Genomic DNA, 19,373 nt, shown 5'->3' on the forward strand with positions numbered 1-19,373 from the left:
TCCTCATTCCTGGACGGCGATGACGGCCGCGGGGCAGACCGCCGCGGCCTCCCTGACGTTGTCGTGTTCGACGGTCGGCGGCGCCGCGTCGAGCAGGATCACCACTCCGTCGTCATCGCGCTGGTCGAAGACCGCGGGCGCGACGAGGACGCACTGGCCCGCCCCGCAGCACTTGGCCTCGTCGATGGTCACTTTCACGGAAGCACCTCTCGTGTGTAAACAATCGTAAATTTACATGCGTTTACGTATGTGGGCAAGGGGGTGCTCGATTGCCCGGTGAGGTGCTGACAGCCGACTCGAGTGGTCACCGATTGCCGACGACCGGGCACGTTGAACAGCAGACACCGGGTGCCTGCATGGCGTTCCGAGGGCGCAGCCCCGAACCGTGTGAATTCCCCCGGCTGGTTGTCTGCCAGGCGCCCCGGTCGTCAGCGCCGTCCGACGCTGACGATCTCGTGCACCATCAACTCGACGAAGCGCCGGATATCGCTCGTGCCCCACACGGAGGAGATCAACGGGTCAAGGGCCAGTCGCCCGTGCATGGCGGTCCACACATACATTGCGGCCATGTCGACATCGCCGACGGCTACACCGTCCTCCTGCAGCCACGACACTGCCCGGCGCCACCGTTCGAGCAGTTCGCCCAACGCCGACGCGGAGTCCGCCGTCGTCCCGATGACGGTGGACTCCGCGGCGAACATCAGCCTGAAGTGGCCGCGGTGCTCCACCGCGAACCGGCAGTAGACATGGGCCTGGTCGATCAGCCGGTCGACGGCGGAGCGGTCCGCCGCGTTCTCGTCCGCGTCGTCCATCGCCGAGACCAGCCGGGCGAACCCGTCGAGTGCGACAGCACGGGATACCTCCTCGACGCCGGCGAAGTGACGGTAGATCGCCGGGGCCGTGACGCCGGCCTCCCTGGCCAGCTCGCGCAGCGACACCGACACCGGCCGCATCCTGTCGTCGTCCGAAACGATACGTGCCAACGCGGCGATCACGTCGTCCCGGAGCCGGTCCCCCTGTCCTCGTGGGTTCCGCTCCCGGCGCGCGGTCGGCGTCGGTTCCTCGGCCCTGGTCCCCATCGGGACACTTTAACGCGATTGCCGCAGACGTCTGCTGAGGGCCGTCAGCAGACGTCTGCGCGCAGGCCTGCACGTATCGCCGGCGACCAACCGACAGGAGCTCCGGCCGACCGGCCACTGAGCCTGCGGCCGGCCTGGGGGATGCGAAGCCTGTCGGCGGAAGGGGAGACGTCGTCGTGCCCACCTGGTGACGGGACCACCGCGCCAGCCGGCGGCTCTGACGGGGGCTGGTACCCCCGCGACGGACGCCCCAGCATCTCGGCCGAAAACACCCGGTCGCGCCGACTGCCGCCGCGTCCTTGCCGCAGTGCGTGACCTGACCCGGCTTGAGCAGGTCACCGAGGCCGTTCGTGCTGTGCTGGAAGAAGTGGCCAGCACCGCATCTCACACCCGTTGCGCGGTCTGTCGACGAGAGCTGGGGACTCCGCTACGGGGTCCGGTCTGCCAGGGCAGGTACCCCACCCGGCCCAAGACAAGATCCTGGATACTTGTCCACCGAGTCAGCCGAGCTGGGGGTGGATCTGCTCGACGCGGTCCCGCTTGGTGTACATGTCCCAGTAGTGGGCGGCGAGGTCGTCCGGATCGACGAGCTCGCCGACCATGTCGGGCATCGTCACGGCGGCCTGCTCGCCCATCTCGCTGCGGGCGATGAAGGCCGCGACGGAGAGTGTGCCGGCGTAGGCACCGATCTGGTCCAGTTCGCCGTTGAGGGAGTAAAGCCAGTTGCGGGCCGCCGACATGAGTGGACCCACGCCACTCATGTAGGGCCGCGGTTCCACGGCCGTGTGACCGGTGGTCATCAGGAAGGCGCCGTCGCCGCGCTCGGTCCACTCCGGCAGCACGGCGCGGACCACTTCGACGGGGGTGAGCAGCAGGAGCGGGCTGTCCTTCTCCAAGGTGGCGGCGTCCAGCTTCGTGGCCGGGGAGAAGCCCTGCTCGCCACTGATCGGGCCGTACTCGACCACGTCGATGCGGCCGAACCGATCGCGGATGGCCACGATCAGGGCGGGTACCTCGGCGGGCCGGGACAGGTCGGCGGTGAAGCCGGCCGTCTCGATGCCTTCGGCGGTGAGCTGTTCGACGAGGGCGTCCAGTCGGTCCTTGCACCGTGCCACCAGGGCGACGCGGAAGCCCTCGCGGGCGAAACGACGAGCGACGGAGGCGCCGAGGCCGGGACCGGCTCCGAAGACGGCGATCACCTTGGACATGGAAGCTCCTTCCAATTCCTACCCTTTGTGCGTCGCTCCCAGGATCGGGCAGCCCGGGAGGGCGTACAAAAGGCACATCGATGTGCGTGACCCCCGGCAGAAGCGCGCTTGGCTCGGCTCCCGTTCGATGGTCCACTAAGGGCCGTGACGGGTTCTGACAAGGAGCGGTCCTGGCTTGAGCTGCTGGCCGCGGATGCCTCGCGCGCCGAGCTGCATGAGCACCGGGCTGCGCTGCTCCAGGATGCTGCTCCTGCGGGCCGTGAGCGGATCGAGGCCGAGGGCGCCTACGCCGATGTCATCAAGGACCATCTTGAGGACCGGCGGCAGACCGCCCGCGAGCTGGCGGTCCTCAACGACCTGGCCCGCCGGCTGGCCACCCTGCGTGACACCCGTGAGCTGCTGCACGAGGTCTGCGTGCAGTCCCGCCAGCTGCTGGGGGTCGACGTCGCCTACATCATGCTGCGCCACGGTTCACAGGAACTGCGGATCGAGACCGCCGCCGGGTCTATGGGGTCGGCGCTGCGCGGCGTGGTCCTCGGGGCGGAGGAGGGGCTGGGCGGCCTGGTGCTTCGGCACGGGCAGCCGATGTGGAGCGAGAACTACCTGGTCGACGCCCGGCTGCGGCGCGGCCAGTCGCTGGAGTCCGCGGCCGCCAGCGAGCAGTTGGGCGGCATCCTCGGTGTGCCTTTGCAGGTGCGTGACGAGACGCTCGGCGTGCTGCTGGCCGCGGAGCGTCGGCCGAAGCGGTTCACCGAGCGCGAGGTCGAGCTGCTGGCCGGCCTGGCGGCCCACGCCGCGGTGGCGCTGCGCAACGCCGAGCTGTTCGAGCAGCATCTGGCGGCGCTGGCCGAGCTGCGCGAGAGCAACCAGAGCCTGCAGCGGACCATCGCCGAACGGCAGCAGGCCGGTGACCTGCGTGAATCGCTGTGGCAGTTGCTGGTCGGGGGCGGCGATGTCACGGCGGTCGCCGATGTCCTGTCCGAGGCGATCGGGATGGTCGTGCTGGTCCTCGATGCCACGGGCCGGCCACGCAATCCGGACGCGTCCGGCGTCGCGGAGGTGATGCGGCGGCTTGATCCGCCGCCGGAGGAGAAGTGGTTCGAGGGGCGGCGCAGCCGGATGTGGAGCGCGGGCGACCGTCATCTGGCGGCGACCGTGGTGGCCCTCCAGGACGGCTACGCCGGCTGCGTGGTGGTCGCGGCCGACGAGCCGGTCGGGACCGAGGTCGTACGGCTGCTGGAGATCGGCGCCACCACCGTCGGGGTGGTAGTGGCCGGTCAACGGGCCGTCGGCGAGGCCGAGTTGCGCACGCGCGGGGAATTCGTCAGCGCGCTGCTCTCACCGGACGTCGAGGAGGTGAGCATCCGGCGCCGGGCCCGCGCGGCCGGGATCGACCTCGACGCCCTGCGCACCGTGGTCGTGCTGGCGCCCGCCGGCGGCGAGGAGCGGGCCACGACCCAGCTGGCCGCGCGGATGGCCGCGGAACTGGGGGGATGGTCGGCCGAGCATGGCAGTGGCGCCGTGGTCGTGCTGCCCCGGATCGAACCCGAGAGGGTCCGCGACTGGGCGATCGACGTCGCTGACGTGGGCCTTCCGGCCGCGATCGGAGTGGCTGCCTGTGGGGGAGCGGGGCCGGCCGGCATCCGTGCCGCCCACGAGGCGGCCCGGCAGACGGCCGTGCTGCTGCAGGCCCTGGACCGCGACCGCGACGTCGCTCTCGCCGAGGAGCTCGGGATCTTCCGATCCCTGTTCAGCCACGCCGGCCGGCGCGACATCCGCGCCTTCGTCGATTCCGCCATCGGTCCGCTGGTGGAACACGACCGGGCGAAGAACCGCGACCTCGTACGGACCGTCGAGGTCTTCCTGGCCGAGGCCCAGCACCACGCCCGCAGCTGCACCGCGCTGAACATCCACGCGAACACGCTCTACCACCGCCTCGACCGGGTCACCGAACTGCTCGGCGACGGCTGGCGCGGCCCCGAGCGCGCCTGGGAGATCCAACTGGCGCTCCGGCTCCGGCATCTCATGACCCGGCAGGCGACCCGGTAGGAATCTTCGGGCGCCCCGGTAGAAAACCTCCGGTGGGAATCCTCCACAAGACAGGGAGAACATCGGAGAATCTCTCCGACGCGGTCGACGCCCCGCTGGTGCTCCACTGACCGCATGCATCCCGAGTCTGCGGCGCTCTCCGCGCCTCCCGCACCGGCCGGCACGCTGGTCAAGGACCTGCTGGCCGCGCTCCCGCAGGACCGCGTGCTCCTGGACCCCGACGTGGTCGCCGGCCTCAGTCACGACGAGGCCGAGTGGGCCCCGGTCGGGATGGCCGCCGCCGTCGTCCGCGCGCACAGCACCGAGGACGTCCGGCGCACCGTCGAGGTCTGCCTGCGCCACGGCGTGCCGGTCGTCGCCCGAGGCGCCGGCACCGGCCTGTCGGGCGGGGCCAACGCCGTCGACGGCTGCGTGGTGGTGGCCCTGGACCGGATGACGGAGATCCTCCAGATCGACCCGCTGGAGCGGCTGGCCGTCGTCCAGCCCGGCGTGGTCAACGACGACCTCCGCGCGGCCGTGGCCGAGCACGGCCTGTGGTATCCGCCGGACCCGGCCAGCTCACCCTGGTCGACCATCGGCGGCAACGTGGCCACCAACGCGGGCGGCCTGTGCTGTGTGAAGTACGGCGTCACCCGCGACTACGTCCTCGCACTGGAGATGGTCACCGGCACCGCCGAGGTGGTGCGGCTCGGCCGCCGTACCGCCAAGGGCGTGGCGGGCTACGACCTCGCCGGGCTCGTGGTCGGCTCGGAGGGCACGCTCGGCATCGTCACCGAGGTGACCGTCCGGCTGCGGCCACTGCCGTCCCCGGCCGTCACCGTGGCCGGCTACTTCTCCGACGTGGTCACCGCGGGCGAGGCGGTGCGGGCCGTCGGCGCCGCCGGGATCACGCCCGCGGCACTCGAACTGGTCGACCGGCACTGCCTGCGGGCCGTCGACGAGTGGAAGAACATGGGCCTCTCACTGGAGGCGGACGCCGTGCTGCTGGCCCGCGTCGACGAACCGGGTGACATCGGCGCGCGGCTGGCCGACCAGGTGGTGGCCTGCTTCCGCGACGCCGGAGCGACGTGGGCCGAGCGCTCCACCGACCCGGAGGAGGCCGAGGCGCTGTTCACCGCGCGGCGGCTGGCCTATCCGGCCGTCGAGCGGCTCGGGCCGGTGCTCACCGAGGACGTGTGCGTTCCGCGTGAGCACATTCCGGCCATGCTCGGCCGGATCGACGAGATCGGCCGCCGCCACGACGTCACCATCGCCAACATCGCGCACGCCGGCGACGGCAATCTGCACCCGCTGCTCATCACCGGCCGCGGTGACGAGGCGGCCCGCCACCGCGCCCAGCACGCCTTCGAGGAGATCCTCGACGCCGCCCTCGCTCTCGGCGGGACGGTCACCGGCGAGCACGGCGTCGGGCTCCTCAAGGCCGGCGGACTCACCCGCGAACTGTCCCCCGCTGTGCTCGCCATGCACCGCGCCGTCAAGACCGCCCTCGACCCGGCCTGGCTTTTCAACCCCGGCAAGGTCTTCTCCCCGTCGCCTGCCGTCCCCGCAGCCCAGGCCGTCCCCGTAACCCCGCACCACCCTGGAGGAGCCGCATGACCACACACATCCGCCGCCGTCGTGTCCTGGCGACAGGCCTCGCACTTGCCGGCATGGTGTTCCCGCTCACCGCGTGCGGTGGCTCGTCCGACACCGCCGAGACGACGAGCGCCGACGGCCTGACCAAGCTGACGTGGGGCTACTCGCTCACCGACTCGGCTCCGGTGCTGCTGGGCATCCAGGAGGGCATCTTCAAGAAGCACGGACTCGATGTGGACGCCTCCGAGGTCAGCGCCGCGGACCTGGTCGGCGGCCTCATCTCCAACAAGATCGATCTCAGCGTGCAGACCGGTCCCGGCCTGGCACTGGCCGTGGGCCAGCAGGTGCCGATCACCGCCGTGAGCGGGGTGACCACGTTCCAGGCGGGCACCTCCAAGAGCACCGGTTCGGCGCTGCTGGTCAAGAAGGGCAGCAGCATCACCAGACCCAAGGACCTTGAGGGCAAGAAGGTCGGTGTCGGCCTGCTGAAGTCCGCGTCCGAATTCGGGGTCCGGCAGTTCGTCACCGACGACGGCGGCGACGACAGCAAGGTCCAGATCGTCGAGCTCCCCTTCGCCTCCGCCAAGGACGCGCTGGCCAAGGGACAGGTCGACGCGGCGCTCGTGCCCGACCCCATGCTGAGCCAGCTGCTCGCCTCCGGGGCCGCCGAGGCGCCCGTGGGCGACCCGATCGAGAAGGTCTTCGGCGACTCGCCGCGGCTGGTCATCACCGCCCGCAAGGACTGGGCGGCCAAGAACCCGAAGGTGGTCGAGGAGATCCGGGCCGCCGTCCAGGAATCGCTCGACCTGGCCGCCAAGAACCCGGACAAGCTGCTGCCGATCTACGAGAAGCACTTCAAGATGACGCCGGCGATCGCCAAGGCCACCAAGCTCAACGCCTTCAAGGCCGAGATAGACGCGGACAGCTTCGACGTCATCAACAAGGTCCTGGTGCGGTACGACGCCCTGAAGAAGCCCGTCTCCGGCACCGACCTGGTGGCGACGCCATGACACAGCTCGCGGACCCCCACGTGGCGGGCGCGCCCGTCGGCAAACGGTCCCGGCCGGGCACCGCGCGGCGTTCGGACCGCCCCGCATGGCACGCCCAGGCCGCGGTGCTGGTGGGCGCGCTCGCGGCCTGGGCGCTGCTGGACGGCTCCGGCCTCGTCAGCGACGACGCGCTCGCCGGGCCGGGGGCGACCCTGTCCCGGCTCGGCGAACTGCTCGCGACCGGCGAGGTCTGGACGGCCGTGGGGCAGACGCTGACCGGCTGGGCGATGGGACTGGCGATCGCCACGGTCATCGCCGTCCCGCTCGGCATCGGGCTCGGGCTCAGTGGCTTCGCCTACCGCAGCACCCGGTTCGTCGTGGACTTCCTGCGCACCATCCCGGCCCTGGGCCTGATCCCGCTGGCATCCCTGGTCTTCGGCGCCAGCCGCTCCGCCGTCCTGGTCGTGGTCGTACCGGCCTGCGTGTGGCCGCTGCTGCTGCAGGCGGCGTACGGCGTGCGCGACGCCGACCCGCTGGCGCTGGAGACGGCCCGCAGCTTCCGGCTGGGGACCTGGCAGACGCTGCGGCGGGTGGTCCTGCCCGGAGCGCTGCCGTTCGTGGCGACCGGCCTGCGCCTGAGCGCGATCCTCGGCCTGCTCCTGGCGATCAGCATCGAAATGCTGATCCTGGTCCCGGGAGTGGGCGCCCTGCTCGGCACCGCGCAGCGCAACAGCGCCACGGTCGACGTGTACGCGCTAACCCTGCTGGCCGCCTTCCTCGGACTGGCGGTGGTGCTGGTCTTCGCGCGGCTGGAACGCCGGCTGATCCGCTGGCACCCCACCGTACGGAGCCGGCGATGACGGCCCGGCTGATGCGCGCCGGCAGGCACCTGCTGGTCGAAGCCTGGCTGCCGGTGCTGCTGGTGGCGGTGTGGTGGATCGGCTCGGCGTCCAGCACCTCGCTGTACTTCCCGCCCCTGTCGAAGATCGCGCAGCGCTTCCGTGAGCTGTGGCTCTTCGACCTGGTTCCGGTCCACCTCGTGCCCAGCCTGGAGAACCTCGCCATGGGGCTCATCGCGGGGGTGGCCGTCGCGGTGGCCGCCGGGGTCGTGATCGGGCGGATGCCGCGCCTCTACTCGGCGCTGCTGCCGCTGATGGAGTTCATGCGGGCCACGCCGATCATCGCGCTGCTCCCACTGGTCTTCGCGCTGCTCGGGATCGGCGTGACCTCGAAGGTCGCACTCATCGCGCTCGGCGCGTTCTGGCCGACGTTCCTCAACACCGTCGACGGCGTCCGCTCCGTCGACCCGCAGATCCGGGAGGTGACCCGCGCCTACCGGCTCTCCCCGGTCGACGTCGCCTTCCGTGTCGTACTGCCCTCGGCGATGCCGCAGGTGATCGTCGGCATCCGCACCAGCGTCTCGGTCGCCGTCGTCGTGGTCGTGGGTAGCGAGATGTTCGGGGCCAGCGAGGGGATCGGCTACTTCGTTCTCCAGGCCCAACGCACCTACGCGATCGCCGACATGTGGGCCGGAATCATCCTGCTCGGCCTCCTCGGCTATGTACTCAACCTCCTCAGCGCCGGTCTGGAGCGCTGGGTCCTGTCGTGGCATCGCGGACAGCGCGCCGCGGCCGCTGTCTCCGGTGAAAGGGCGTGACGGGCATGGCCGACGGAAAAGCTCTGCAGGCGGTGGGCCTGTCCCACTCCTACGCCGTGGACCGGGCCGAACGGCCCGTGCTGCGCGGCGTCGACCTGGACGTGGCCGCGGGCGAGGCGGTGTGCGTGGTCGGCCACTCCGGCACCGGCAAGTCGACGTTCCTGCGCTGCCTGGCCGGCCTGCTCCAGCCGAGTGCCGGTGTCGTCCGGGTCGGCGGCCACCAGGTGGTCGAGCCGCCACCGGACCTGGCCGTGGTCTTCCAGGACTACAGCCGCTCGCTGATGCCGTGGATGTCCATCCTCGACAACGTGATGCTGCCGCTGCGCCGCGGCCTGCCCGCTCGGGAGCGACGCGAGCGTGCCGAAGCGGCACTGGAGTCCGTCGGACTCGCCGGCACCGAGTCGCTCTATCCGTGGCAGGTCTCCGGCGGTATGCAGCAGCGGGTGGCGATCGCCCGCGCCCTGGCCTACCGCCCCGGTGTCCTGCTCATGGACGAGCCGTTCGCCTCCGTCGACGCCCAGACCAGGGCCGACCTGGAGGACATGGTGCTGCGCATCCGCCGCGAGACCGGCATCACCCTGATCGTGGTCACCCACGACATCGACGAGGCGGTCTATCTCGCCGACCGGGTCGTGGTGCTGGCCGGCAAACCGGCCTCCATCACCGCCGACCTGCCCGTCGACCTGCCGGGCGAGCGCGACCAACTCACCACCAAGGCGGACGAGCGCTTCCTCGCCGTGCGGGGCCAGGTGCTCAAGATGATCAGGACCGAACTCTCCACGACCGAAGGTGTGGCATGACCGTCCCCGAAGACCAGCGCATCGAGACATCCGCCGGCGCGTTCAACGTCCTGACCCGGCCCGGCGACAGCGACCCCGTGCTGGCCGTCCACGGAGTCTCCAGCACCAACCGACTGTGGACCTGGCTGGGCGAGGCCGCACCCTGGGCCACGCTCATCGCCCCCGACCTGCCCGGCCGAGGGCTCACCCCCGCCCGCGACGCCCGCCCCTCCTCGGTACGGGTACACGCCGACGGACTGGCCGCCCTGCTCGACGCGCTCGGCATCGAGGCGGCGCACGTGGTGGGCATGTCGCTGGGCGGCTTCGTCGCCGTCGAGCTGGCCGCCCGCCACGCGGCCCGGGTCCGCTCGGTCACGCTGGTCGACGGCGGACTGCCCCTCCCCGCCGTGATGCCGGCCGAAGCACTGACCGGGCCCCTGCGGGCGCAGTACACCGATCACACGCCGTGGTCCGACGCGGTGGCGTACGCCCGGCACTACGCCGAGAAGGCGGCACCGCTGGTGGACGCGGCAGACCCGCGGTTCGTGGCGATGCTCACCCACGAGCTGCGCGACGGGGAGGCCGGGGGCCCGGTCCGCCGTGACCTCGACACGGTCGTCGAGGACGCCCTGAGCGTGTTCACCTCGGAGCAGCCGGCCACCGCCCTGTCCCAGGTCACCGCCCCGATGCGACTGCTGCACGCCGAGTGGTCCGCGGGCGAGGGCAGCGCGCCGATGTACCCGCCGGAGCATGTCGCCGCCGTCGCTCAGCGCACGCCACACCTGGTGCACACCGAGCTCGTCGAGGGCACCGACCACGCGGCGATCATCATGACCGACCGCGGCGCCGAACGCTGCGCGGCCGCCCTCGCGAAGGCGACCGGCCGGTGAGCCGCCCCCGACGCGCGAGCGTGCTCGCGACGGTTCTGGCCGGGGCGCTCCTCGCCCTGGCCTCCCCGGCGCACGCCGACACCGGCACACCGGTCACCTCCCGTTGCGCCGACGACATCGGCCAGGGCACCCTCACCCAGTACGTCGAGACCAATGCGCTGGGCTCGATGACCTACTACGTGTTCGTGCCCGACTCGGTGGGGGCGCACCCCGGGGTGGTGGTGCACCTGCACGGGTCGAACAAGGACGTGCGGGACGTCATGTGCCAGTCCCGGCTCAACGAGGTGGCGCGGCGGGAGGGACTCATCGCGGTCTACCCGCAGGAGGACCCCGACAACGGCAACCTCGGGATCTGGGACTGGGGCGGCTCCGCATACGCAGGCCGGTCCGGCCGGGTTCCGTCCCTCCTGGCAGCCATCACCCGGCAGGTGATCGCCGACCACGATGCCGACCGGGACGAGGTGCTCGTCTCCGGCATCTCGGCCGGTGCCGGCATGGCCGTCGTGGCCGGCGCGACGTACCCGGAGATCTTCCGGGGCGTCGCGGTCGAGGTCGGCTGCATGTACGCCGGGCTCCAGTGCAACCTGACCACGCCCTACCCCAACAGCACGCTCGATCCCGATGTCGCCGCGCTGGAGGCGTACGAGGCGATGGGCGACCAGGCCCGTCGGGTGCCGCTGCTCACCTCGTACGGAACCGCCGACCCCATCGCGCTCACCACCGGCCAGGACGCTCTCGTGCACCAGTGGCTCGGCACCAACGACTGGGCCGACAACGGCGAGGCTGACCATTCGGTCCCCCAGGAGCCCGCAGCCACGTGGCACGGAAGCGACAACGGCCGCACCTTCACTGTCAAGGACTGGCACGACGCGGACGGCTGCCTGCTGGTGCGGCAGTACGCCATCGACGGCATGCTCCACGCCTATTCCGGCGGGGCGCCGCTGAGCCTCACCGACGTCACGACCGACCCCACCGGGCCGAACATGCGGGCGGTGGCATGGCAGTTCATGCTCCAGCAGGCGCGGCACGAAAGTGCGCCGTGCGCTGAGTGAGCCACTTCGAATCCGGGGCCCGCGTGGCGCGCTCGTCGCCCGACTGCGGGCCCCGGAACCTCCGCAACGCACGGAACGGGATTGCTCGAATGACCGACACCCTCACGGCCAACCCGGTGGTCACGTACGACCTCAAGGACCGCTACCGGCCGGACGCGCCGCCGGTCCTGCTCACGGGCGTACAGGCGATCGCGCGGCTGCTCGTCGAACAGCACGAGCTCGACAGACGAGCAGGACACCGGACGGCCGCTTTCGTCTCCGGGTATCAAGGCAGCCCGCTGGCAGGCGTCGACCGGCTGCTCCTCGGAATGCCCGACGTCCTGGCCGCCCATGACGTGACGTTCGTGCCCGGACTCAACGAGGAACTCGCGGCCACGGCCGTGTGGGGTTCCCAGCTCGATCTGCCGACCGGCCGCTCGGACTACGCCGGAGTCGTCGGGGTCTGGTACGGCAAGGGCCCGGGACTCGACCGTGCCACCGACGCGTTCCGCCACGCGAACATGTTCGGCGTCAACCCGAACGGTGGCGCGCTCCTCCTGGTCGGTGATGACCCGGCGAGCAAGTCCTCCACCGTGCCGGCCGTGAGCGAACGCTCCTTGGCCGCGCTGGGCATCCCGGTCCTCTTCCCGCGCGACGCGTCGGAGATCGTCACGCTCGGCCTGCACGGCATCGCCATGTCACGCGCTTCCGGCTGCCTCGTCGCCCTGAAGATCGTCGCCGACGTGGCGGACGGTTCATGGGTCGTCGACAACAGCGTCTCCCGACTGGCGGTCACCTTTCCCGAAAGATCCTGGGAAGGCCGCCCTTGGACCTACCGGCAGCGTGCCGTGGACCTGGCTCCCGGGCACATCCAGGCCGCCGAGAGCGACCTCTTCGGCCCGCGTACGGCCACCGCGCTGGCCTACGCCGCGCTGAACGGCCTCAACAGGATCGAGGTGGAGCCGCCCTCCCCGCGGATCGGCCTCATCGCGGCCGGAAGCACGTACGACGCTCTGCGGCAGAGCCTGGCCGACCTCGGCCTCGGCGACGAGCAGCTCGCCGAGTCCGGCGTGCGGGTACTGCGGTTGGGCATGATCCACCCCGTCGACCCGGTCACGATCAGGGACTTCGCCAAGGACCTCGACGACATCCTCGTCGTCGAGGACAAGACGTCCTTCGTCGAGACGGCGGTGCGGGACGCCCTCTACGGCAGCGCCCACATGCCCCGGGTGACCGGCAAGAAGGACAGCGCCGGGCGGCCGCTGATCCCGCACGGCGGCGAGCTGACCCCCGGCGTCCTCACCGCACCGCTACGGCGGGCGCTCGGCGACCACATACCCCTCGTGGCACCGAAGCCGGCGATCCGGCAGCTCCCCCTCCTCAGCACCTCCCGAACGCCCTACTTCTGCAGCGGCTGCCCCCACAACCGCTCCACGGTGATCCCGGACGGCTCCCTCGCCGGCGGAGGCATCGGATGCCACACCATGGTGACGCTGGAGGCACGCGAGAGTTCTACGGTCACCGGCATCACGCAGATGGGCGGCGAAGGCGCCCAGTGGATCGGCCAGGCACCGTTCACCGACGTCCCGCACATCTTCCAGAACGTGGGCGACGGCACCTACTTCCACTCCGGTCAGCTCGCCGTCCAGGCATGCGTCGCCGCCGGGGTGAACATCACGTACAAGCTCCTGTACAACGACGTGGTCGCGATGACGGGCGCCCAGGACGCCGAGGGCGCCCTTCCCCTCGACGCCCTGACCCACAAGCTCAGCAGCGAGGGCGTCGCGAAGATCGTCATCTGCTCCGACGAGCCCCGGCGGCACAGCCGGCGCCGGCTCGCGAAAGGCACCCTGCTGTGGCACCGCGACCGTCTCGACGAGGCGCAGCGCCTCCTGCGTGACACCCCGGGTGTCACCGTCCTGATCTACGACCAGGGCTGCGCGGCGGACGCGCGACGCCGGCGCAAGAAGGGCGACCTGCCCACCCGCAACACCCGGGTCGTCATCAACGAGGCCGTGTGCGAGGGCTGCGGCGACTGCGGCCGCAAGAGCAACTGCCTGTCGGTCCAGCCCGTGGAGACCGATCACGGACGCAAGACACGCATCGACCAGACGTCCTGCAACACCGACTACACCTGTCTCGACGGCGACTGCCCGTCCTTCATGACGGTGGAGGTCGACCCGGACGCCGTACGGGCACGGCGCGCGGTTCCGGACCCGCCCGAGGTCGACGATCCCGCCGCGCCGCGCCGCGCCGGGACGCACAACGTGTTCCTGGCCGGCATCGGGGGCACCGGCATCGTGACGGTCAACCAGGTGCTCGCGACCGCCGCGACGCTCGCCGGCCGCGAGGTGCAGACCCTCGACCAGACGGGACTGAGCCAGAAGGCGGGCCCCGTCACCGGGCATCTGCGCTACTCCACCGGGCGACTGGAGCCGTCGAACCGGCTCTCCCCCTCGGCCGCGGACTGCATCCTCGCGTTCGACCTGCTGACCGCGGCCGAAGCCCGCAACCTGGCCTACGCAGACCCCTCCAGTACCGTCGCGATCGTCTCGACGAGCCAGACACCGACGGGCGACATGGTGTACGACCCGGCTGTCTCCTACCCGAAGACGCGCGAACTCCTCGACCGGCTCGGGCCCGCGGTCGCCGAGATCCACACCGTCGACGCCCTCGCCGCGGCGCAGGCCCTGTTCGGAAACACCGCTGTGGCCAACTTCCTTCTCGTCGGCGCCGCGTTCCAGAGCGGAGCCATCCAGATCCCCGCGCACGCCATCGAGGAGGCCATCAGGATCAACGGTGTCGCCGTGACGGCCAACATCACGGCCTTCCGCTGGGGGCGGGCAGCGGTGGCGGCCCCGGATGCCTTCGCCGCGGCCACCGCGGTCCCAGTACCGGTTTCTGCCGAGCCCGTCGAGTCCCCCCTACTCGCACAGACGTCCCTCGCCGGCGAGGTGCGTGAGCTGGTGCGGCGACGGTCCTCGGATCTGGTCCGGTTCCAGAACCAGGCGACGGCCGACAGCTACATCCGGCTCGTCCAGCAGGTGTGGGACGCCGAGCGATCCGTGACGGAACGGACCGACCTCAGCGAAGCCGTGGCCAGATACCTGTTCAAACTCACCGCCTACAAGGACGAGTACGAGGTGGCCCGGCTCCTGACCACACCGGGGTACGCGCAGGCGGCGACGGCCGAAGTCCCCGGCAGCGGGAAGGTCACGTTCCAGATCCACCCGCCCGTGCTGCGGATGCTGGGACGGAAGAAGAAGATCGGGCTCGGCCCCCGAACCCACTGGATGCTCGGCGCCCTCGCCCACCTCAAGGGGCTTCGCGGAACTCCCATGGACCCCTTCGGGTACACGGCGGTCCGCCGCACCGAGCGCGCCCTGGTCGCGCACTACCGGCACACCGTCCGCGACCTCACCGCCTCGCTGTCGGCCGACACCTACGAGCGCGCGGTACGCATCGCCGGCCTCCCCGACATGGTCCGGGGCTTCGAGGACGTCAAGCTCGCCAACGTCGCCAAGTACCGCGCGGCGCTCGCGGCCGAGGGGGTCGATGCCGGCGCGTGGGAAGAGGAATGAGTTTCGCCCGACGCCGTTTCGACACGAACTGCTGCGACACGATCCGCTTTGAAGGGAAACACCAGTGCCAGGGATCGACGAACACCGGAGCGCGCTCGCCAAGCCGCCCATTGAGTACCGGCCAGAGCTTCGGTGGTGGCTGGCGGAAGGACTGCACACCGATGTCACTCTCCGGCGGGAGGTGGAGCAGGCGTTCCGGCTCGGGTTCGGCGGGCTGGAGTTCCTCGCCATGGACGAAGAGGGCATCGACCACTCCCGCTACGGGTGGGGTTCCGAGGAGTGGGTGCACGACTCGGAACTGATCGTCAGGGAAACGACTGAGCGTGGGATGTCGGTCAGCTTCACGTCGGGCACCAACTGGTCCAACGCGAACGTCCCGACGATCGACGCCGACCATCCCGCCGCCTCTCAGGAACTCGACTACACCGTCGAGTCCGTGCGTCCTGGGGATGCGAGAAAGGGGCCGTTGCGGCGCATCGATCTGAGCGCGCCCCCTGTCCACTCCACGCGCCCCCGTGAGCGAGTCGCACCCACGGTCCAGCATCTGGCGGTTGTCGTCGCGGTCCCCGTCGTCGACGACACCGTCCTCGATGCCGCAGGCGCCCTCGATCTCACCCCGGACGTCGTCGAAGAGGAACTCGGCTGGGAAGTACCGGACGACCGGGAGTGGAGGATCTTCACGTTCTGGCGGCTGGGCACAGGGCAGACCGCGTCTCCCTCGGTCTCCGTGAACTACACGGTGAACTACCTCGAACGAGCGGGCGTGGACGCCGTCATCGACTACTGGCGTGCCCATGTCCTCACCGACACGATGAAGGAGAACATCCGCCGCAACCCGCGAGCGCAGATGTACATGGATTCTCTGGAAATCGTGACGTACGGCCGGGGCGGCCTTTTCTGGGGAGAACACTTCGCGGAGGAGTTCTCCGCCCGCCGGGGCTACCGGATCGAGCGCTGGCTGCCGTTCCTGACGCGCAACGTCCCCCTCTTCGCCCCGTCGACGACCTACCAGTTCGAGCCGGAGGAAACCCACCGGATCACGGTAGAGAAGGTGCGTCACGACTACGTCCGCACCCTCACCGACCTGTACATCGAGAACATGCTGCGACCGTTCGCCGCGTTCCTGCACGAGAACGGCATCCAGCTCCGGGCGGAGATCAGTTACGGCCTGCCGTTCGAGCTGACCCGGCCCGGCCCGGAGGTCGACACCATCGAGACCGAGTCGCTCGAATTCGGCTCGCAGATCGACGCGTACCGCATGCTCGCGGGACCGGCACACCTCTTCGGCAAGCAGTACTCGTCCGAGACCGGCGCCACGACACGCAACCACATGCTCGACCACCGCTTCTACGACCAGATCATCGCCACGCAGTTCGCCGCCGGAGTCACCAAGACCGTGCTCCACGGCTGGGCGAGCATGGCCGGCGCGGAAGACACGACGCGGTGGCCCGGGCACGAAGGAATGTGGCCGGCCTTCGGCGAGAGGTTCGATCTCCGCCAGCCGGGCAGTGAGTTCTACCCGCTCTGGAACGACGCCATGGGCCGCTACCAGTACCTCCTCCGCCAGGGCAAGCCGCGCGTCGACGTCGGCATCCTGCGTACCGATCACTTCGTGGACAACACCTCGGGAGTGATGTTCATCGACGCGGAGGGCCATCGTGTGCCCGACGAGGACGCGTACGGACGGATGTGGATGCGCGACCGGCACAACCACTGGTGGCGGGACCTCGGTATGCAGGACGCGGGATGGAGCTACGACTTCTTCGACGGTTCGCTGCTTCTCGACGACGCCGTCTCCTTCGACCAGGGGGAAGTGCAGCCGGACGGACCCGGCTACCAGGCGTTGATCGTCTACCAGCAGACACTCGACCCGGACGTGGCGAAACTGCTCCTGGACTGGGCCACCCGCGGCCTCAAGGTCCTGATCGTCAACGGCGCACGTGAGTTGAAGCATCTGGCGAGCGGAACGGAGACGGTCCACGAACGCGCCGCCACGCGCACCCAGGGCCTGGACGGCAGAGACGACGAGCTCGCGACGACGATGAGCAAGATCCGGGCGCTGCCGACCGTCGCGGAGATCGACGATCCCGCCGACACGGTCGAGGCGCTGCGGCGCCTCGGCGTCAGGGGCCGCGCCGAGTTCGCCGCGCCCGACCAGAACGTGCTCACCTGCCTGCGGGAGGAAGGCGACCTGCTGCACCTGTACGCCTACCACTTCCTGTACGAGACCGGCGCCCCCACCACGGTCGACATCACGCTCCCCGGCGAGGGAACCGCCTATCGCGTCGACGCCTGGAGCGGCGGAGTACGTCAGCACCCGGCCACGCGCGCCGAGAACGGTCGTACTGTCCTGACGGTCTCTCTTCACCCCGGGGAGACAGCTCTGTTCACCGTCGACCGGTCCAACCCGTTTTTCGATGCTGTCCGCGAAAGCAGCGCCGAGGTGGCGCAGTTGAGCGATTGGACGATCACCGTCGAGAGCTGGGACGCCGGCGCGAACGAGGTGATCGTCGAAGACCGTGGTCACGGGTACATCACCCGTGAGATCCGTCCGCTGACGAAGGTGACCAGTCTGGCCGTCGGCCAGGCGCCGCTGCGGCCGTGGCGCGACCTGCCGGGAGTCGGCCCGGAGGTGTCCGGGGTGGCCGAGTACCGCAGCACGTTCTCCGCGCCCCTGCCCTCCGTCGCGGGGACGCGATATCTGCTCGACCTCGGTTCGACCGACGGAGGGCTCGGCTCCGTCGTCGTCAACGACGGCTCGCCACGGGGCTATGACACCTCCCGTCCGTTGGTCGATATCACCGAGGACATGCTGGACGGCGAGAACACGGTCGTCATCCGGGTCTCAAGCTCGTTGAACAACCGGCTCATCGCGCGGGGTTACTACGACGACATTCCCGACGTCGGCATGAGGCTCTTCGGAAGGGATGGCCACACGCACATGACGCGAGTACGTGATCACGGCCTCGTGGGACCGGTGCGACTGCTCACTCACCAGGAGTCTCTCCCACCCCGACCTGCCGCAGCGACGAGCCAGGGGCCGCGTTGGTCTGGAGGACGGTCATGATCCTCTGGTCGAACAACCAACCGGCGTCCGTCCTGACCAGTCGGTCCTCGAAACGCTCGGTGGCGATGACGAGCCCGTCCCTTGCGACCTCACGCGGGACCTGACGGAACACCAGCATGTGCGAGAGCTGGACCGCCCCGTCCCCCTCGATGGTGATCAGGTTGTCGGTGGTGAGATGAACGGTCGTGCCGATGCGTCCCGTCACCCCGAAACCGATGTCCACGGGCGCGCCCAGCTTCTGGGTGTCGAAGTACGCTTCGATGGCCGACCTTCCCTCGTAGCGCTCGTCCCGAGCCACGAACACGCCGTTCTCCACGAAGGTCGCGGCGCATTCCTTGTTTCGCTTCTGGGACTCCATGTGGTTGAAACGTGCGGTCAGTTCGCGGATGGCCAGCTCGTCGGCAACCTTGTCGGACACCTGGATTCCTCACTCGTCGGTCGTGGGCGGCACCGTCAGGCGCCGCCCACGAGGCGTTGTTCAGCGGTTTCGGGTCACTGCTTCCAGAAGCCCTCCAGGACGTACGGGTCCTTCACCTCGTCGAAGCCGATGGGACGCAGCACGTAGTCGCAGGTGAGGGTCCGGTACGGGGCGGTCAGGCCGCGTGCCTCCCACTCAGCGGGGTCGTCGTGCAGCTCGGCCTTGTGGATCAGATCCCGTGCGATGGCGCCCTCGCTGACGGTGTCGACGAGCGGATCGCCCTCGAAGTGGATCTGGTGGGTGAGCATGTGATGGTCGTCGTGAGTGACGTACGCGTGGATGTGCCGAGCGCGCGAGTTGGCCCGTCCCAGCATGTGCAGGAGGTCGTCGAGCGGGCTGCCCGGGACCGCCGCGGCCTCCACACCAGGCACGACCGTCCGGTACTCGTAGCGGCCCTCGGCATCCGCGACGATCTTGCCGCGCAGGTTGTACTTCGGCAGGTCGAAGTCGACGACGTCGAGGCCTTCGAGGGGGCCTGCCTGCTCGGGCGTCAGCCCCGCGTACCTGCCGTGGGCGTCGGTCTGCCAGAGATCGATCACGGCGCCGGGCAGCGGCTTGCCCGAGGTCGACCGTACGACGCCGGAGACGAACAGGGTCTCGCCCGGCTCGTCGGGTGTCATCGGCAGCGCGCCGGGGTTGTCGATCTCCGGCGCGCCGGGCACGTAGGCGGGCCCGGTCGCCATCCAGGTGGAGGCGCCGTCCTTCTCCGGGTTGGCATAGGCCCTGCCGTAACTGGCCTCCAGCGGGCGCGTGGCGATGAGCAGGGTCGTCGCCAGCATGAAGTCCCCTGACTCGACCAGCTTCGTCACGTAGCCGATGGCCCGGCCCAGTTCGTCATGTGTGATGCCGTGCCTGATCGCTATGTCCCCGAACGCCTTCTGGAGATCGTCGAACACGACGCGCAGCCGCTTGTTGAACTCGATGTCGGTGTGGGGGGTGTCAGTTGTGGTCACAGTCACTCCGTTCCGGCGTCGCCGTCGGGATACGGCG

The 19,373-nt window shown here is 70.1% G+C and carries 15 protein-coding genes; 10 read left to right on the forward strand and 5 right to left on the reverse strand.

Going from position 1 to position 19,373, the window contains the following annotated elements:
• Positions 1-3: 3 nt before the first annotated feature.
• The 3 genes from ACWD4G_RS00360 to ACWD4G_RS00370 all read right to left on the reverse strand — a co-directional run bounded on the left by ACWD4G_RS00360 (position 4) and on the right by ACWD4G_RS00370 (position 2,287).
• Positions 4-198, reverse strand: a complete 195-nt coding sequence (locus tag ACWD4G_RS00360) for a ferredoxin (protein WP_451289801.1) — start codon at positions 196-198, stop codon at positions 4-6.
• A gap of 230 nt (positions 199-428) precedes the next feature.
• The gene (locus ACWD4G_RS00365; RefSeq protein WP_451289802.1) at positions 429-1,079 is read right to left on the reverse strand and encodes a TetR/AcrR family transcriptional regulator; all 651 of its coding nucleotides are present in this window, start codon (positions 1,077-1,079) and stop codon (positions 429-431) included.
• Between the two features lie 500 nt (positions 1,080-1,579).
• Positions 1,580-2,287 (reverse strand): SDR family NAD(P)-dependent oxidoreductase, encoded by a 708-nt coding sequence (locus tag ACWD4G_RS00370; protein WP_451289803.1) that lies wholly within the window; start codon positions 2,285-2,287, stop codon positions 1,580-1,582.
• A 144-nt stretch (positions 2,288-2,431) separates the two neighbouring features.
• Between ACWD4G_RS00370 and ACWD4G_RS00375 the strand changes: the two genes are divergently transcribed.
• The 10 genes from ACWD4G_RS00375 (at position 2,432) to ACWD4G_RS00420 (ending at position 17,905) form a co-directional block, all read left to right on the forward strand.
• The gene (locus ACWD4G_RS00375) at positions 2,432-4,336 is read left to right on the forward strand and encodes a helix-turn-helix domain-containing protein (protein ID WP_451289804.1); all 1,905 of its coding nucleotides are present in this window, start codon (positions 2,432-2,434) and stop codon (positions 4,334-4,336) included.
• A 114-nt stretch (positions 4,337-4,450) separates the two neighbouring features.
• Positions 4,451-5,932, forward strand: a complete 1,482-nt coding sequence (locus ACWD4G_RS00380) for an FAD-binding oxidoreductase (protein WP_451289805.1) — start codon at positions 4,451-4,453, stop codon at positions 5,930-5,932.
• Positions 5,929-6,921, forward strand: coding sequence for an ABC transporter substrate-binding protein (locus ACWD4G_RS00385; protein WP_451289806.1), 993 nt, complete (start codon positions 5,929-5,931; stop codon positions 6,919-6,921). The genes ACWD4G_RS00380 and ACWD4G_RS00385 overlap by 4 nt, the downstream gene beginning before the upstream one ends.
• Positions 6,918-7,760: an ABC transporter permease gene (locus ACWD4G_RS00390; protein ID WP_451289808.1), complete on the forward strand. Its 843-nt coding sequence runs from the start codon at positions 6,918-6,920 to the stop codon at positions 7,758-7,760. The genes ACWD4G_RS00385 and ACWD4G_RS00390 overlap by 4 nt, the downstream gene beginning before the upstream one ends.
• Complete coding sequence (locus tag ACWD4G_RS00395; RefSeq protein ID WP_451289809.1) at positions 7,757-8,557, forward strand: ABC transporter permease; 801 nt, start codon at positions 7,757-7,759, stop codon at positions 8,555-8,557. The genes ACWD4G_RS00390 and ACWD4G_RS00395 overlap by 4 nt, the downstream gene beginning before the upstream one ends.
• 5 nt (positions 8,558-8,562) lie before the next feature.
• Positions 8,563-9,357: an ABC transporter ATP-binding protein gene (locus ACWD4G_RS00400; protein ID WP_451289810.1), complete on the forward strand. Its 795-nt coding sequence runs from the start codon at positions 8,563-8,565 to the stop codon at positions 9,355-9,357.
• Positions 9,354-10,226, forward strand: a complete 873-nt coding sequence (locus tag ACWD4G_RS00405) for an alpha/beta fold hydrolase (RefSeq protein WP_451289811.1) — start codon at positions 9,354-9,356, stop codon at positions 10,224-10,226. The genes ACWD4G_RS00400 and ACWD4G_RS00405 overlap by 4 nt, the downstream gene beginning before the upstream one ends.
• Entirely contained in the window at positions 10,223-11,278 is a 1,056-nt protein-coding gene (locus ACWD4G_RS00410) for an extracellular catalytic domain type 1 short-chain-length polyhydroxyalkanoate depolymerase (protein WP_451289813.1), read from the forward strand. The genes ACWD4G_RS00405 and ACWD4G_RS00410 overlap by 4 nt, the downstream gene beginning before the upstream one ends.
• Positions 11,279-11,367: 89 nt before the next feature.
• On the forward strand, positions 11,368-14,838 hold the full coding sequence (locus ACWD4G_RS00415; protein WP_451289814.1) for an indolepyruvate ferredoxin oxidoreductase family protein: 3,471 nt from the start codon (positions 11,368-11,370) through the stop codon (positions 14,836-14,838).
• Between the two features lie 64 nt (positions 14,839-14,902).
• Positions 14,903-17,905 carry a glycosyl hydrolase gene (locus ACWD4G_RS00420; protein ID WP_451289815.1) on the forward strand — a complete coding sequence of 1,001 codons (3,003 nt, stop codon included), beginning with the start codon at positions 14,903-14,905 and terminating at the stop codon, positions 17,903-17,905.
• Here ACWD4G_RS00420 and ACWD4G_RS00425 read toward each other — a convergent pair.
• Together ACWD4G_RS00425 and ACWD4G_RS00430 are read right to left on the reverse strand one after the other, a co-directional pair.
• Positions 17,826-18,323: a nuclear transport factor 2 family protein gene (locus ACWD4G_RS00425; protein ID WP_451289816.1), complete on the reverse strand. Its 498-nt coding sequence runs from the start codon at positions 18,321-18,323 to the stop codon at positions 17,826-17,828. The two genes, ACWD4G_RS00420 and ACWD4G_RS00425, sit on opposite strands and share 80 nt — an antisense overlap.
• A 74-nt stretch (positions 18,324-18,397) precedes the next feature.
• Entirely contained in the window at positions 18,398-19,336 is a 939-nt protein-coding gene (locus tag ACWD4G_RS00430; protein WP_451289817.1) for a dioxygenase family protein, read from the reverse strand.
• Positions 19,337-19,373 lie beyond the last annotated feature (37 nt).

The sequence above is a fragment of the Streptomyces sp. NPDC002643 genome (assembly GCF_053592555.1).

What these genes read in the sequence shown, in the direction of transcription:
- ACWD4G_RS00405 (WP_451289811.1), top strand. Translation starts at nt 9,354, where the DNA reads ATGACCGTCCCCGAAGACCAGCGCATCGAGACATCCGCCGGCGCGTTC.
- ACWD4G_RS00365 (WP_451289802.1), bottom strand. Translation starts at nt 1,079, where the DNA reads ATGGGGACCAGGGCCGAGGAACCGACGCCGACCGCGCGCCGGGAGCGG.
- ACWD4G_RS00400 (WP_451289810.1), top strand. Translation starts at nt 8,563, where the DNA reads ATGGCCGACGGAAAAGCTCTGCAGGCGGTGGGCCTGTCCCACTCCTAC.
- ACWD4G_RS00415 (WP_451289814.1), top strand. Translation starts at nt 11,368, where the DNA reads ATGACCGACACCCTCACGGCCAACCCGGTGGTCACGTACGACCTCAAG.
- ACWD4G_RS00390 (WP_451289808.1), top strand. Translation starts at nt 6,918, where the DNA reads ATGACACAGCTCGCGGACCCCCACGTGGCGGGCGCGCCCGTCGGCAAA.
- ACWD4G_RS00370 (WP_451289803.1), bottom strand. Translation starts at nt 2,287, where the DNA reads ATGTCCAAGGTGATCGCCGTCTTCGGAGCCGGTCCCGGCCTCGGCGCC.
- ACWD4G_RS00380 (WP_451289805.1), top strand. Translation starts at nt 4,451, where the DNA reads ATGCATCCCGAGTCTGCGGCGCTCTCCGCGCCTCCCGCACCGGCCGGC.
- ACWD4G_RS00385 (WP_451289806.1), top strand. Translation starts at nt 5,929, where the DNA reads ATGACCACACACATCCGCCGCCGTCGTGTCCTGGCGACAGGCCTCGCA.
- ACWD4G_RS00395 (WP_451289809.1), top strand. Translation starts at nt 7,757, where the DNA reads ATGACGGCCCGGCTGATGCGCGCCGGCAGGCACCTGCTGGTCGAAGCC.